The sequence below is a fragment of the Actinopolymorpha cephalotaxi genome (assembly GCF_013408535.1).
In the GTDB taxonomy this organism is placed as follows: domain Bacteria; phylum Actinomycetota; class Actinomycetes; order Propionibacteriales; family Actinopolymorphaceae; genus Actinopolymorpha; species Actinopolymorpha cephalotaxi.
The window spans coordinates 197,454-210,859 of record NZ_JACBZA010000001.1; the positions used below are offsets into that span (position 1 = coordinate 197,454).

Below are 13,406 nucleotides of genomic sequence, written 5' to 3' on the forward strand. Positions count from 1 at the left end.
GGTGTCGCGCGTGGGTTGTCAGTGGTCCGCTCCCGATGGTGCCAGGTGAATGCGTTTTGTTGCGCACTAGCTCGCCAGTTGGAGCACTCACGTCCAGATCGGCGACCGGTCGTACACGGTTGGTGGGCCTGCGGCAGCGGACCGCAGTGGTCCCGCGACGGCCCGCGACCGGGAGCCGGTCGGGCCCGCCAGGCCCTCGCGCCGAGCCGATTCCCGGTGTTCCGGAACCGGCCTGTCCGGCCCGGGACCCGGTCGTTGACCGCGTTCCCGGCAGGTCCCTACCATCCGTGAAACGATTCAGTCGATCACGCGAGCGATCGACGGGAGGCGGTGCCGTGCGACGGGTGTGTTTTCTGCTGCGGGTCAGGCCTGACCGCCTGGACGAGTACCGGCAACGCCACCGCGCCGTCTGGCCGGAGATGCAGCAGGCGCTGCGCGAGACCGGATGGCACAACTACTCGCTCTTCCTGACCGACGACGGGCTGCTGGTCGGCTATCTCGAGACCGAGGACTTCGAGGCGGCCAAGGCGGGCATGGCGGAGCGGGAGATCAACCGCCGCTGGCAAAGTGAGATGGCGGAGTTCTTCGAGGACCTGGAGTCGGGCAGCGCCGACACCGACATGCGACCGCTCACCGAGGTCTTCCACCTCGACTGAGCATGCTGAACGGGAGATGAAGGGCATGGCCGCCACCACGATCGAGACTGTCAAGTCCGCCCTGCGCGCGCAGCAGATCGAGACACCGTCCTGGGCGTACGGCAACTCCGGCACCAGGTTCAAGGTGTTCGCGCAGGAAGGCATTCCGCGCAACGCCTACGAGAAGGTCGACGACGCCGCGCTGGTCCACAAGCTCACCGGAGTCGCGCCGAGCGTGGCGCTGCACATCCCGTGGGACAAGGTGGACGACTACGCCGACCTCGCCGCGCACGCGAAGAACGCCGGCATCCGGCTCGGGGCGATCAACCCGAACGTCTTCCAGGACGACGACTACCGGCTCGGCAGCGTCTGCAACCCCGACCCGGCCGTACGCAAAAAGGCGCTCGCGCACCTGCTGGAGTGCGTCGACATCATGGACGCCACCGGCTCCTCGATCCTCAGCCTGTGGTTCGCCGACGGGATCAACTACCCCGGGCAGGACTCGCTGCGCGCCCGCCAGGACCGGCTCGCCGAGGCGCTGTCCGCGGCGTACGACCGGCTGGGTGCGGACCAGCGGATGCTGGTGGAGTACAAGTTCTTCGAGCCGGCGTTCTACGCCACCGACATCCCCGACTGGGGCACGTCGTACGCGCACTGCGTCACCCTCGGCGAGCGGGCGCAGGTGCTGGTCGACACCGGCCACCACGCACCGGGCACGAACATCGAGTTCATCGTGGCGTTCCTGCTGCGGCAGGGAAAGCTCGGCGGCTTCCACTTCAACAGCAGGTTCTACGCCGACGACGACCTGATGGTCGGTGCCGCGGACCCGTTCCAGCTGTTCCGGATCATGCTCGAGATCGTGCAGGCCGGAGCGCTGGAGGAGTCGGCGAACATCGCGTTCATGCTCGACCAGTGCCACAACCTCGAGCCGAAGGTGCCGGCCATGGTCCGGTCCATCATGAACGTCCAGGAGGCCACCGCCAAGGCGCTGCTGGTGGACGCCGGCGCGCTCGCCGCCGCGCAGCGCGAGGGCGACGTGCTCGGCGCGAACGCCGTGGTGATGGACGCCTACAACAACGACGTCCGGCCGCTGCTCGCGGAGGTTCGCGCGGACCTCGGTGTCGATCCCGACCCGATCGCCGCCTACCGTCGAACCGGCCACGCCGAGCGGGTACGCGAGGAACGCCGCGGCGGCCAGGCCGCCGGCTGGGGCGCGTGACCCGCACGGTCGCGAGCACCGCACACCCACAGAGGTTGAGGAGAGGCCAGCATCATGCACCCTGAGGTCGCCCAGCTGATCGAGCGCAGCCACCGGCTCGGCGCCGACCCGACGTACACCAACTACGCCGGCGGCAACGCCTCCTGCAAGGGTGCCGAACCCGATCCGGTGACCGGGGCCGACGTCGAACTGCTGTGGGTGAAGGGATCCGGCGGCGACCTCGGCACCCTCACCGAGGCCGGGCTGGCCGTGCTGCGGCTGGACCGGATGCGGGCGCTGGCCGACGTCTACCCCGGTGTCGAACGCGAGGACGAGATGGTGGCCGCGTTCGACTTCTGCCTGCATGGCAAGGGCGGAGCGGCTCCCTCCATCGACACCGCGATGCACGGGCTGGTGGACGCGCCGCACGTGGACCACCTGCATCCCGACGCCGGGATCGCCTTCGCCGCCGCGGCCGACGGGGAGGCGCTCACCAAGGAGTGCTTCGGCGACCGGGTGGCGTGGGTGCCGTGGCGGCGGCCGGGATTCCAGCTGGGGCTGGACATCGCCCGGATCCACGCCGAGCACCCGGAGGCGATCGGGGTGGTGCTCGGCGGGCACGGCATCACCGCGTGGGGCGCGACGTCGCAGGAGTGCGAGGAGCACTCGCTGGAGATCATCACGGCCTGCCAGGCGTACATCGAACGCAACGGGAAGCCGGATCCGTTCGGGCCGGTGATCGAGGGGTACGAGCCGCTGCCTCCCGCGCAGCGGCGGGCCCGGGCCGCGGCCCTCGCACCGCTGATCCGCGGCCTCGCCTCCACCGACCGCCCGCAGGTCGGCCACTACAACGACAGCGACGCGGTGCTCGACTTCGTGGCCCGCGAGCACCACCCGCGCCTGGCCGCGCTCGGCACCTCCTGCCCCGACCACTTCCTGCGGACGAAGGTGCGCCCGCTGGTGCTCGACCTGCCGGCGACGGCGCCGCTGGCGGAGGTCGAGGAGCGGCTGCGTGCGCTGCACGCGGCCTACCGCGAGGACTACCGCGCCTACTACGAGCGGTACGCCGACGACGCGACGCCGGCCCTGCGCGGCGCGGACCCGGCCGTCGTGCTGGTGCCCGGCGTCGGGATGTTCACCTTCGGCAAGGACAAGCAGACCGCCCGGGTGGCGGGGGAGTTCTACGTCAACGCCATCAACGTGATGCGCGGCGCGGAGGCGATCTCCAGCTACCGCCCGATCGAGGAACGCGAGAAGTTCCGGATCGAGTACTGGGCACTGGAGGAGGCCAAGCTGGCCCGGATGCCCAAGCCGAAGCCGCTGGCCACTCGGGTCGCGTTCGTCACCGGCGCGGGATCCGGCATCGGCCGGGCGATCGCCGAACGTCTCGCCGCCGAAGGCGCCTGCGTCGTGGTCGCCGACCTGAACACCGAGGCCGCCGCGGAGGTCGCGACGGCCATCGGCAGCACCGACGTGGCCGTACCCGTCACCGTGGACGTCACCGACGAGGAGCAGGTGCAAGCAGCGCTTGACGAGGCGGCGCTCGCGTTCGGCGGCGTGGACCTGGTGGTCAACAACGCCGGCCTGTCGATCTCCAAGCCACTGCTGGAGACCACCACCGCCGACTGGGACCTGCAGCACCGGGTGATGGCCCGCGGGTCGTTCCTGGTGGCCCGGGCGGCCGCGGCGGCGATGGTCGCCCAGGGACTCGGCGGCGACATCGTCTACATCTCCAGCAAGAACGGCGTCTTCGCCGGCCCGAACAACGTCGCCTACGGCGCCGCCAAGGCCGACCAGGCCCACCAGGTGCGGCTGCTCGCGGCCGAGCTCGGCGAGCACGGCATCCGGGTCAACGGCATCAACCCCGACGGTGTGGTGCGCGGCTCGGGCATCTTCGCCTCCGGGTGGGGCGCGCAGCGGGCCGCGGTGTACGGCGTACCGGAGGAGAAGCTCGGCGAGTACTACGCCCAGCGCACGCTGCTGAAGAAGGAGGTGCTGCCCGAGCACGTCGCCGCGGCGGTGGTCGCGCTCACCTCCGGCGACCTGGCCCAGACCACCGGCCTGCACATTCCGGTGGACAGCGGCGTGGCCGCGGCCTTCCTGCGCTGACGGCCCGGCCGGCTGCCGGCGGGCCGGCTTGGTCGGCAACAGGGCTGTACGACGGGGTTGTACGTAGGGGCTGTACGAAGGGGGCATGCGGATGAGCGACGACGTGCGACTTCGGGCCGCCGCGGTCGACCTGGGTGCGTCCAGCGGGCGCGTACTCGTCGGCACGGTGGGCCCGGACCACCTGGACACCGAGGTCGTCCACCGGTTCCCCAACGAGCCGATCCATGTCAACGGCAGGTTGTCATGGGACCTTCCGTCGTTGTGGCGTGGGATTCTCGCCGGTGTTCGCGAGGCGGGCGAACGCGGCGTCACCTCCGTCGGCGTCGACTCCTGGGGTGTCGACTACGGTCTGCTCGACGAGGCCGGCCGGCTGCTCGCGCCACCGGTCCACTACCGCGACTCGCGTACCGACGGGATCATGGAGCGGGTACGCGCCGACGTCGGCGACCGCACGCTCTACGCCACCACCGGCGTGCAGTTCATGGGGTTCAACACCGCCTACCAGTTGCTGGCCGAGGACCCGGCGACGCTGCGCAAGGCCGACACCATGCTGTTGGTGCCGGACCTGCTCTGCCACCGGCTCACCGGACGGATCGGCGCCGAACGCACCAACGCGTCCACCACCCAGCTGTACGACGTACGGGCGCGCTCCTGGTCCGACGACCTCGTCCGCCGGCTCGGCCTGCCCCGCCGGCTGCTGCCGCCGCTGCGCGACCCCGGCGACCTGCTCGGCCCGATCAGGCACCAGCTGCACGGTCCGCTCGGCGTCTCCCGCGACCTGTGGGTCACCACGGTGGGCTCGCACGACACCGCGTCGGCGGTCGCGGCGGTCCCGGCGCACGACGGGCACTTCGCCTACGTCTCCTGCGGCACCTGGTCGCTGGTGGGCCTGGAGCTGGGCTCGCCGGTGCTGTCGGCGGCGAGCGTGGAGGCCAACTTCACCAACGAGGTGGGGATCGACGGGACGATCCGCTACCTGCGCAACGTGATGGGGCTGTGGCTGCTGCAGGAGAGCATGCGCACGTGGCGGGAGGAGGGGCGGCCGGTGAGCTTGGCGCGGTTGCTCGCCGACGCCGAGGCGGAGCCGCCGCTGCGCAGCGTGGTGGACGCGGAGTCCCCGGACTTTCTCGCGCCCGGCGACATGCCGGAGCGGATCCGTGCGCACTGCCGCGACACCGGGCAGCCCGAGCCGACGACGCAGGCCCAGGTCACCCGGTGCGTGCTGGACAGCCTGGCGCTCGCGCACGCCCGCAACGTCACGGCCGCCCAGCGGCTGTCCGGGCGGCGGGTGGACGTGGTGCACGTCGTCGGCGGCGGTGCGCAGAACGCCCTGCTCTGCCAGCTCACCGCCGACGCCTGCGGGCTCCCCGTGGTGGCCGGCCCGGTGGAGGCGACGGCGCTGGGCAACCTGCTCGTCCAGGCCCGCGCGCACGGTGTGCTCGTCGACCGGGCCGAGGCGAGGGACGTCGTACGGCGTACCCAGGAACTGCACAGGTACGAACCCCGCGACCACGACCGCTGGTCCGCACTGCTGGCCGCCTGAGCCCGAGCCCGAGCCCGAGCCCGAGCCCGGGCCCGAGCCCGGGGACGCCGGCCGGCCCGCCGACCGGTTCAGGACTCCTGCCCGGCGGAAGATGTCAGCCCGCTGACGCGGCGGTGCCATCGCCGTGGTCGCGTGAGTAGGGTGCGGGAGTCGTTCAACCTGGGGAGGCGTCCGGTGCGTGCACTCGTTTTTCGTGGCCCGTGGGATCTCGCGGTCGAGGAGCGGCCCGACCCGGTGGCCGGTCCGGGCGAGGTCCTGGTCGGGGTGGTGTCCACCGGCATCTGCGGCTCGGACCTGCACGGCTACACCGGTGAGAACGGCCGGAGGTTTCCGGGCCAGGTGATGGGCCACGAGACGGTCGGCCGGGTGGTCGCGGTCGGTCCCGACGTGCCGGCGTCCGCGGAGCTGACCGAGGGCGCGCTGGTGACCGTGCACCCGGTGCTCGCCTGCGGCACCTGCGACGCCTGCCGGGCCGGGCAGGACCACCGCTGCCCGACCAAGCAGATCATCGGGGTGGCTCCCGCGATCAGCGCGGCGTTCGCCGACCTGATGGTGGTGCCGGCCGCGAACGCCGTCGCGCTGCCGGAGAGCATGCCGGAGGAGTACGGCGCGCTGGTGGAACCCCTCACGGTCGGCTACCACGCCATGGCCCGCGGCCGGTGCGGACCCGACGACAACGTGCTGGTGGTCGGCGGCGGCCCGATCGGGCAGGCCTGCGCGCTGGCCGCCCGGCGCTTCGGCGCCGGCCGGGTCACCGTGTCCGAGCCGCACCCGGGACGGCGGGCGCTGCTCGCCGACATCGGCCTGACGGCGGTGGACCCGGCGGCCGCGCCGCTGGCCGACACCCTCGCCGGGGCAGGTGTCGCCAACCCCAGCCTGGTCGTGGACGCGGTGGGATCCTCGCGCTCGCTGGGCGACGCGCTGGCGGTGGCCGCCGAGGGCGAGCGGGTGGTGCTGGTGGGCATGCACGAGCCGCAGGTCAGCCTGTCGGCGTACGCCGTCAGCATCGCCGAGCGCAGCGTCGTGGGCAGCTACTGCTACACCCGGGAGGACTTCACCAGCACCGCCGCCTGGGTCGCCGACGGGCCGGCCGAGCTGGCCCGCCTGGTCGAGGGGCGGGTCGGCCTGGCCGACGCGCCGTCGGCGTTCCGGGCGCTGGCCGAGGGCAGGGACGGCTCCAGCAAGGTGCTCGTCTTCCCATCCGGCGCCGGCGGCTGAACCACCGGGATTCGCGCGCGAGAACGACGCCCGGTCGGGATGCCGACCGGGCGTCGTTGTCGTACGGACCGCCTACTGCGGGGCGGGCAGAACGCAGGCGGGGCTGGGAATCTCCAGCACGTCGGCGGCCTGCTCCGGCACGCCGGTCGCGGCGTCGAGCACGAAGTGCGTGACCTGGTGGGAGCGCTCGTTGGCGACGTAGAGGTGCTGACCGGCCACCACCAGGTGCCGCGGCCAGGCCCCACCGGTCGGCACGTCGGCGACCGGCGTCACCCGGCCACCCTGGACCGACAGCGCGCCGATGACGTCCAGCCCGCGGTTGGCGACGTAGAGCATGCGCCCGTCGTCGCTGATCCCGATCTCCGACGGGTAGTTGTCGTCCGGCGCCTCGGCCAGGGTCGAGGGCGCCACGCCCTGGTGGGTCAGCGCGCCGGTCGACGGGTCGAGTACGTACGTCGTGACGGTCGAGTCGAGCTCACCGGCCACGTGCACGAGGTTGTCGGGACCGAACGCGAGGTGCCGCGGACCCGCACCCGGTGCGGTCTCGGCCACCGGTCCCGGTGCGAGCGTCCCGTCGTCGAGGTCGAGGGTGTAGGTCAGCACCGCGTCCAGGCCGAGGTCGACGGCCAGCACGTGCCCACCGGTCGGGTCGACCCGGATGTGGTGGGCGTGCGGGCCCTCCTGCCGGTCGGCGCGCGGACCGGACCCCTCGTGCTGGATCAGGTCGGAGCGTTCGGCGACCGAGCCGTCGGGCCGGATCGGGTGCACCGACAGGTGGCCGCTGCCGTAGTTGGCGGTGAGCAGGAACCGCCCGGACGGGTGCACGGTCAGGTGACATGCGCCGTTGCCGCCGGTGGGCTCGGTGCTGAGCTCGCGCAGGCCGCCGTCCGGACGGACGGCGTAGGCGGTGACGGAGGCGTCGCCGCGTTCGTTCACGGCGTACAGGTGGGTGCCGTCGGGATGCCAGGCCAGGAAGGCCGGGGACGTCGTCTGCGCCACCACGTCGACGAGACTGAGCGCCCCGGTCGAGGCGTCCTGGTGGGCCAGGCTGATGCCGGTGCCCTCCCCGCCCGCGTCCTTGGTGAACGAGCCGATGTAGACCCTGCGGATGCCGTCCACGATTACCTCCGAAGTGACTGCGCTGTCGAGGTGGGGCGAACCGTGCTCGAACCTACCGGTAGTCGCCGACAGTGCCGATCCGTGTGCCACATCGTGGTCGAGTGGTCACCGGCGCAGCGGATCGTACGCCGACAGGTCCAGGCCCGGGCGCTCACCGACCGCGAGCGCGGCGGCGACCGCACCGGTATAAGGGCCCGCGGTGAGGCCGGTGGCGCCGAGCCCGGTGGCGAGCACCAGCCCCTCGATCCCGGGGACGCACCCCAGCAGCGGCAGCCCGTCCTCGCTGCTGGGCCGGAACCCGACCCGGGTCTCCAGCACCCGCGCGTCGGCGAGGCCGGGCGCGACCGTCAGCGCCGCGTTCAGCACCTCGTGCATGCCGGCGGCGGTGACCCGGTGGTCGTACCCCGAACCTGTCTCCCGGGTCGCGCCGACCACCACCCGGCCCTCCGGGAACGCCAGCAGGTAGTGCCCGCCGGGCGGCTGGACGACCGGCCACCCGGTCGTGTCGGCGCCGGTCAGCGACAGGTGGACGATCTGGCCCTTCTGCGGTGCGAGGGCGAGCTTGACGCCCGCGGGTTCGAGGAGTTCGCCGCACCAGGCGCCGGCGGCGACCACCACCGCGTCGGAGCCGATGATCGTGCCGGCCTCGCCGTTGCCGCCGTTCTCGCTCGCGCCGTTGTCCAGGTGCACCCCACCGACGCGTCCGTCGACCAGCAACAGCTTGGCCGACCCGGTGACGAACCGGACGCCACGGCGGGCGCCCGCACGGGTCAGCGCGTCGCGCATCCGGGCGCCGTCGACCCGGCCGCCGCCGCTCACGTGAACCGCCGACAGGTCCGGGTGCAGCGGAGGGAACAACCTGCGCACCTCCGCGGGAGTCAGCCGGGTGACCGTCCCCACCTGCGGGATCCGGGCGGCGCGCTCGCGGGTGAGTTCGTACGTCGCGGCCAGGTTGTCCTCGTCGGCGTCGACCTGCACGCCGCCGACCGGTTCGTAGCCGGTGTCGGTTTCGCCGTCGGCGGCCAGTCGGTCGAGGAGCTCGGGGTAGTAGCAGGCGCCCGCGACGTACAGCCGGAACGCGTCCGGGTCCGCGGCCGAACGCGACAGCCACGGGCTGACGATCCCGGCGCCGGCGTCGGTGGCCCGGCCGGGGTCCGCCCGGTCGACCAGGACGACCTCGACGTCACGCGTGGCGAGGTGGTACGCCGCGCTCGCCCCGACGATGCCCCCGCCGATCACCACCACCCGCATGAGAATTCACTCTGGCACAGGGCCCCGCGCTTATCCCCGGCTTGGACAACCTGGCTGGGTTCGGCCACCGTGACCGGCCGGTCGGCCCCGAACGCGCGGCCGGTCGGCCCGGAAAGCGCCGTCGGTTGACCGCAAAGCGCCGCTGGTCGGCCCGCGAAGTGCCGCCGGTGGTCCCGAGGAATCGCTGGTCAGCCGAAGTCGCGTTCGAGCCGGACCTTCGCCTCCCGCTCCAGCAGGACGACCTTGCGCTCGACCCCGCCGCCGAAACCGACCAGCTTGCCGTTGGCGCCCACCACGCGGTGGCAGGGCACGACGATCGCGATCGGGTTCTGGCCGTTCGCCGCGCCGACCGCGCGGGAGCCGGTGGGCGAGCCGATCCGCCGGGCCAGCTCGCCGTAGGTCTCGGTCTCGGCGTACGGGATCTCCGTCAGCGCCTTCCACACCCGGCGCTGGAACGGCGTACCGCCCCCGTCCAGCGGCAGGTCGAACTCGGTGCGTTCGCCGGCGAAGTACTCCGCCAGCTGCTCGACCGCGGCGGCCAGCACCGGGTCGTCGTCCAGGTCGCCGCGGTCAAGGGGTGCGTCGCCGGTGAAGTGCAGCTGGGTCAGGTGGGTGCCGTTCGACCGGAGGGTGAGCGCGCCGACGGGGGAGTCGATCGTGCAGGTGTTGGCCGTGCTGGTCGCGGAGGTCATGCGGCTCGTCCTTCCGTGCTTGCATCCGGGCGGGTGGCGCCGGACGCCGTGCGGGTGAGCGGCGGGGCGGCGGTCCACAGGTGCTGTGCGGCATAACTGCGCAGCGGCCGCCACCGGTCGGCGACGGCGGCGATCTCCGCCGGCCGGTCGGGTACGCCGAGGGAGACCAGCGAGCGGCGGATGCCGAGGTCGGTGCCGGGGAACGCGTCCGGGTCGCCGAGCCCGCGCAGCGCGACGTACGCGGCGGTCCAGGGCCCCACCCCCGGCAGGGCGAGGAGTCCGGCCTCCACCTCGGCCCGGTCCGCGCCCGGCGCGAGGTCGAGGTCGCCGCCCGCGACCGCGCCGGCCAGTGCGGTCACGGTGCGGGTCCGGGCGGTCGGCATCGGCAGCGTGCCCGCCTCCGCCAGGGCGCCGGGTGCGGGGAAGCTGTGGGTCAGGGTGCCGACGGGGTGGGGCAGCGGTTCGGCGTACGTCGCGACCATCCGGCCGACGACCGTACGCGCCGCGGCCACCGACACCTGCTGGCCGACGACCGCGCGGACGGCGGTCTCGAACGCGTCCACACTCCCCGGCACCCGCAGCCCAGGGCGGGCGCGGACCAGCGGGCCGATCAGCGGGTCCTCGCCGAGCGCGTCGGTGATCCCGGCCGGGTCGGCGTCCAGGTGCAGCAGCCGCCGGCACCGGGCCGCGGCCGGGCCGAGGTCGCGCAGGTCCTCCAGGTGGAGCTCGCAGCGGACGTAGCCGTCGGCGGGAGTGAGCGACAGAACTCCGGTGCCGTGGTGCAGCCGGACCGCCCGGCGGTAGGTGGCGCCGTCGAGTTCCTCCAGGCCGGGCACGAGCCGGTCGGCGAGGTAGCGCCAGCCGGCCTCGGCGTCGTACGGCGGGCGGTAGGGGAGCCGCAGCGTGACCGCGCCGTTGGTGGGTTCCTGCCTCCGGCCGGCGCGGCGGACGTCACCGGGCGTGGCCGCGAACACCGCGCGGATCGTGTCGTTGAACTGGCGTACGCTGCCGAACCCCGCGGCGAACGCGACGTCGGTGATCGGCAGGTCGGTGGTCTCCAGCAGCAGCCGGGCGGTGTGTGCCCGGCGGGCGCGGGCCAGCGCGAGCGGGCCGGCCCCGAGCTCGGCGGACAGCAGCCGGCCGAGGTGGCGGGTGGTGTAGCCGAGCCGGGCGGCCAGGCCCGCGACGCCCTCGCGTTCGACCAGCCCGTCGTCGACCAGCCGCATGGCCCGGGCGGCCACGTCGGCCCGCAGGTCCCAGTCCGGCGAGCCCGGGACGGCGTCGGGTCGGCACCGCCGGCAGGCGCGGAACCCCGCGTCCTGGGCGGCCGCGGCGGTCGGGAAGAACCGCGCGTTCTGCCGTTTCGGGGTGGTCGCGGGACAACTCGGGCGGCAGTAGATCCCGGTGGAGGCGACGGCTATGTAGATCCAGCCGTCGAAGCGGGGATCGCGTGACTCCACGGCTCGGTAGCACTGCTCGAAGGACGGCATCACGGGTACGACACTGGCACGGATCCCCGGCCCGGGCTAGCGGGAATCGGACCTGGGCGTGGCGCCGGGCCTGGTCAGGGCCTGCCCTCGTGGTCGGGGTTCGCCCACCGGTCGTTCGGCACCAGCGGGTACCAGTCCGGCCGGCCCGGGTCGCGGTCGTAGGGATAGTCGCCGAGCTCGCGGTACAGCTCGGCGTACCGCTCCAGCCGGTCGCGGTCGAGGGTGACGCCGAGGCCCGGCCCGTCCGGCACCGCGATCGAGCCGCCGGCGTACGGCAGCTTCCCGCCGGTCAGCACGTCGTCGGTGAGGTGGTGGTAGTGGGCGTCGGCGGCCAGCGTCAGCGCGGGGAGTACGGCACCGAGGTGCAGCATCGTGGCCAGCTGGATGCCGAGCTCGCCGGAGGAGTGCACGGCCACCGACTGCTGGAACGTCTCGCACACGTTCGCCGCCTTCACACACGCCCGGATCCCGCCCCAGAACGTCGTGTCCAGCAGGATCGTGTCGACCGCGGGGTCGCGCAGGTTGGTGGCGAGCTGTTCGGGGCTGACCACGACGGTGTTGGTGGCCAGCGGGATGCGGACCGCCTCGCGCACCCGGCGCATGCCGTTCAACCCCCAGGTCGGGTCCTCGTAGTAGTCGTTGTCGAGGTCCTCGATCGCCCGGCCGAACCGGATCGCCTCCTCCACCGAGAGCGCGCAGTTGGGGTCGTGGCGGAACCGGTCGCCGAGCAGCGCCGCCGCCAGTGCGCGGTAGCACTCCAGCTCGTACGCCGGCGGGTAGACGCCGCCCTTCAGCTTGTGGGTGGTGAAGCCGTGTTCGGCCTTCAGGGCGAGGGCGTGCTCGACCAGCTGGTCCGGTGTGCGCACCTCGCCGAGCCCGCTGCCGCCGTCGGCGTACCGGAAGAACAGGTAACTCGCGAACGGCACCCGGTCACGCACCTTGCCGCCGAGCAGGTTGTAGACCGGAGTGCCGAGCGCCTTGCCCACGATGTCCAGGCAGGCGAACTCGATCGCCGCCAGCAGCTGGGTTCTGTTGTTGTAGAGGGACGCGGTGGGGTTGGCGATCCTGAACCGCAGCTCCTCCAGCGCGAACGGGTCGTGCCCGAGGAGGTACGGCCGCAGGCCCGCGAACGCCAGCGCGGCGCCCTGTCCGCCGCCGCCCATCTCGCCCAGGCCGGTGATGCCCTCGTCGGTGTCCACCTCGACGACCGTGCGGACGAACCGGCCCCAGTGCGCGCCGTTGGAGTGCCGCAGCGGCGCCTCCAGCGGGACGGTCACGGTGGTGGCACGGAGGTCGATGATCCTCATCGCGGGCTGCTCCCTGCGTCAGGTCCGGGGCTCACGTCTGGGGCAGGACGACGGGCGCCTTCGCCAGCAGGCCGCCGTCGACGCGGTAGTCGGCGCCGGTGACGAACGACGACCGGTCGCCGGCGAGGAACGCCACCACCTCGGCCACCTCGGCCGGAGTGGCGATCCGGCCGATCGGGTGGCTGCGGCCCCAGTCGGCGAGCACGTCCTCGGTGTCCCGGTCACCGCTGAACAGCCCGGCCGACCAGCGCAGCATGGGGGTGTCCACCGAGCCGGGGCAGACCGCGTTGACCCGGATGCCGTCGCGGGCGTGGTCGACGGCCATCGCCCGGGTCAGTGCGAGGATGCCGCCCTTGGAGGCGGCGTAGGCGGCCACCCGGTCCTGGGTGACGTACGCCTGCACCGACGCGACGTTCACGATCGACCCGCCGCCACGGGCGCGCAGGTGGGGTACGGCGTACTTCGCGGTGAGGTACATCGCCTTGAGGTTGACCGCGAGCACCTCGTCCCACAGTTCCTCCGACGTCTCCTCGACGGTGCCGTACCGCTGGACACCGGCGGAGTTGACCAGAACGTCGATCCCGTCGTACCGCTGGGCCGTCTCGTCGACGAACCCGCGCACCTCGTCGGCACGGGTGCAGTCGGCGACCACCGCATCGACCTGGCCGGGGGTTTCGGAGAGCTCCTCGCGCAGGGCGCGAACGTGGTCCTCGACGTTCGTGGCGACGGCGACGGTGGCGCCTTCGGCGGCGAGGAGCCCGACCACCGCGCGGCCGATGCCGGAGCCGCCGCCCGCGACCAGGGCCACCTTGCCCGTGAACTCACCCATGCAGCACGTCCTCCC

11 protein-coding genes are annotated in these 13,406 nt (G+C 73.1%); 5 read left to right on the forward strand and 6 right to left on the reverse strand.

Going from position 1 to position 13,406, the window contains the following annotated elements; genetic code table 11:
• Window positions 1–344: 344 nt before the first annotated feature.
• From FHR37_RS00830 to FHR37_RS00850, 5 genes are all read left to right on the forward strand, one after another.
• The gene (locus tag FHR37_RS00830) at window positions 345–656 is read left to right on the forward strand and encodes an L-rhamnose mutarotase (protein WP_237768580.1); all 312 of its coding nucleotides are present in this window, start codon (window positions 345–347) and stop codon (window positions 654–656) included.
• Between the two features lie 25 nt (window positions 657–681).
• Entirely contained in the window at window positions 682–1,854 is a 1,173-nt protein-coding gene (gene rhaI, locus FHR37_RS00835; protein WP_092881811.1) for an L-rhamnose isomerase, read from the forward strand.
• 54 nt (window positions 1,855–1,908) lie between these two features.
• On the forward strand, window positions 1,909–3,942 hold the full coding sequence (locus tag FHR37_RS00840) for a bifunctional aldolase/short-chain dehydrogenase (RefSeq protein WP_092881176.1): 2,034 nt from the start codon (window positions 1,909–1,911) through the stop codon (window positions 3,940–3,942).
• A 91-nt stretch (window positions 3,943–4,033) separates the two neighbouring features.
• Window positions 4,034–5,485, forward strand: coding sequence for a rhamnulokinase (locus FHR37_RS00845; RefSeq protein ID WP_092881813.1), 1,452 nt, complete (start codon window positions 4,034–4,036; stop codon window positions 5,483–5,485).
• Between the two features lie 174 nt (window positions 5,486–5,659).
• Window positions 5,660–6,703 (forward strand): zinc-dependent alcohol dehydrogenase, encoded by a 1,044-nt coding sequence (locus FHR37_RS00850; protein ID WP_092881815.1) that lies wholly within the window; start codon window positions 5,660–5,662, stop codon window positions 6,701–6,703.
• A gap of 72 nt (window positions 6,704–6,775) precedes the next feature.
• Here the strand turns inward: FHR37_RS00850 and FHR37_RS00855 are convergent, their stop codons facing one another.
• The 6 genes from FHR37_RS00855 to FHR37_RS00880 all read right to left on the reverse strand — a co-directional run bounded on the left by FHR37_RS00855 (window position 6,776) and on the right by FHR37_RS00880 (window position 13,391).
• Window positions 6,776–7,822 carry a lactonase family protein gene (locus FHR37_RS00855; protein WP_175542348.1) on the reverse strand — a complete coding sequence of 349 codons (1,047 nt, stop codon included), beginning with the start codon at window positions 7,820–7,822 and terminating at the stop codon, window positions 6,776–6,778.
• A gap of 105 nt (window positions 7,823–7,927) precedes the next feature.
• A complete protein-coding gene (locus FHR37_RS00860; RefSeq protein ID WP_092881180.1) occupies window positions 7,928–9,073 on the reverse strand; it encodes an NAD(P)/FAD-dependent oxidoreductase in 1,146 nt (381 codons plus the stop codon).
• A gap of 188 nt (window positions 9,074–9,261) precedes the next feature.
• Complete coding sequence (locus FHR37_RS00865) at window positions 9,262–9,765, reverse strand: methylated-DNA--[protein]-cysteine S-methyltransferase (RefSeq protein WP_092881182.1); 504 nt, start codon at window positions 9,763–9,765, stop codon at window positions 9,262–9,264.
• A complete protein-coding gene (locus FHR37_RS00870) occupies window positions 9,762–11,255 on the reverse strand; it encodes a DNA-3-methyladenine glycosylase 2 (protein ID WP_202884459.1) in 1,494 nt (497 codons plus the stop codon). The genes FHR37_RS00865 and FHR37_RS00870 overlap by 4 nt, the downstream gene beginning before the upstream one ends.
• Before the next feature lie 74 nt (window positions 11,256–11,329).
• Complete coding sequence (locus FHR37_RS00875; RefSeq protein WP_092881186.1) at window positions 11,330–12,562, reverse strand: enolase C-terminal domain-like protein; 1,233 nt, start codon at window positions 12,560–12,562, stop codon at window positions 11,330–11,332.
• A gap of 31 nt (window positions 12,563–12,593) precedes the next feature.
• On the reverse strand, window positions 12,594–13,391 hold the full coding sequence (locus FHR37_RS00880; protein ID WP_092881188.1) for an SDR family NAD(P)-dependent oxidoreductase: 798 nt from the start codon (window positions 13,389–13,391) through the stop codon (window positions 12,594–12,596).
• Between the last annotated feature and the right edge of the window lie 15 nt (window positions 13,392–13,406).

Coding starts and splice junctions, on each gene's coding strand:
- FHR37_RS00880 (WP_092881188.1), bottom strand. CDS start 13,391: ATGGGTGAGTTCACGGGCAAGGTGGCCCTGGTCGCGGGCGGCGGCTCC.
- FHR37_RS00845 (WP_092881813.1), top strand. CDS start 4,034: ATGAGCGACGACGTGCGACTTCGGGCCGCCGCGGTCGACCTGGGTGCG.
- FHR37_RS00860 (WP_092881180.1), bottom strand. CDS start 9,073: ATGCGGGTGGTGGTGATCGGCGGGGGCATCGTCGGGGCGAGCGCGGCG.
- FHR37_RS00840 (WP_092881176.1), top strand. CDS start 1,909: ATGCACCCTGAGGTCGCCCAGCTGATCGAGCGCAGCCACCGGCTCGGC.
- FHR37_RS00870 (WP_202884459.1), bottom strand. CDS start 11,255: ATGCCGTCCTTCGAGCAGTGCTACCGAGCCGTGGAGTCACGCGATCCC.
- FHR37_RS00875 (WP_092881186.1), bottom strand. CDS start 12,562: ATGAGGATCATCGACCTCCGTGCCACCACCGTGACCGTCCCGCTGGAG.
- rhaI (WP_092881811.1), top strand. CDS start 682: ATGGCCGCCACCACGATCGAGACTGTCAAGTCCGCCCTGCGCGCGCAG.
- FHR37_RS00865 (WP_092881182.1), bottom strand. CDS start 9,765: ATGACCTCCGCGACCAGCACGGCCAACACCTGCACGATCGACTCCCCC.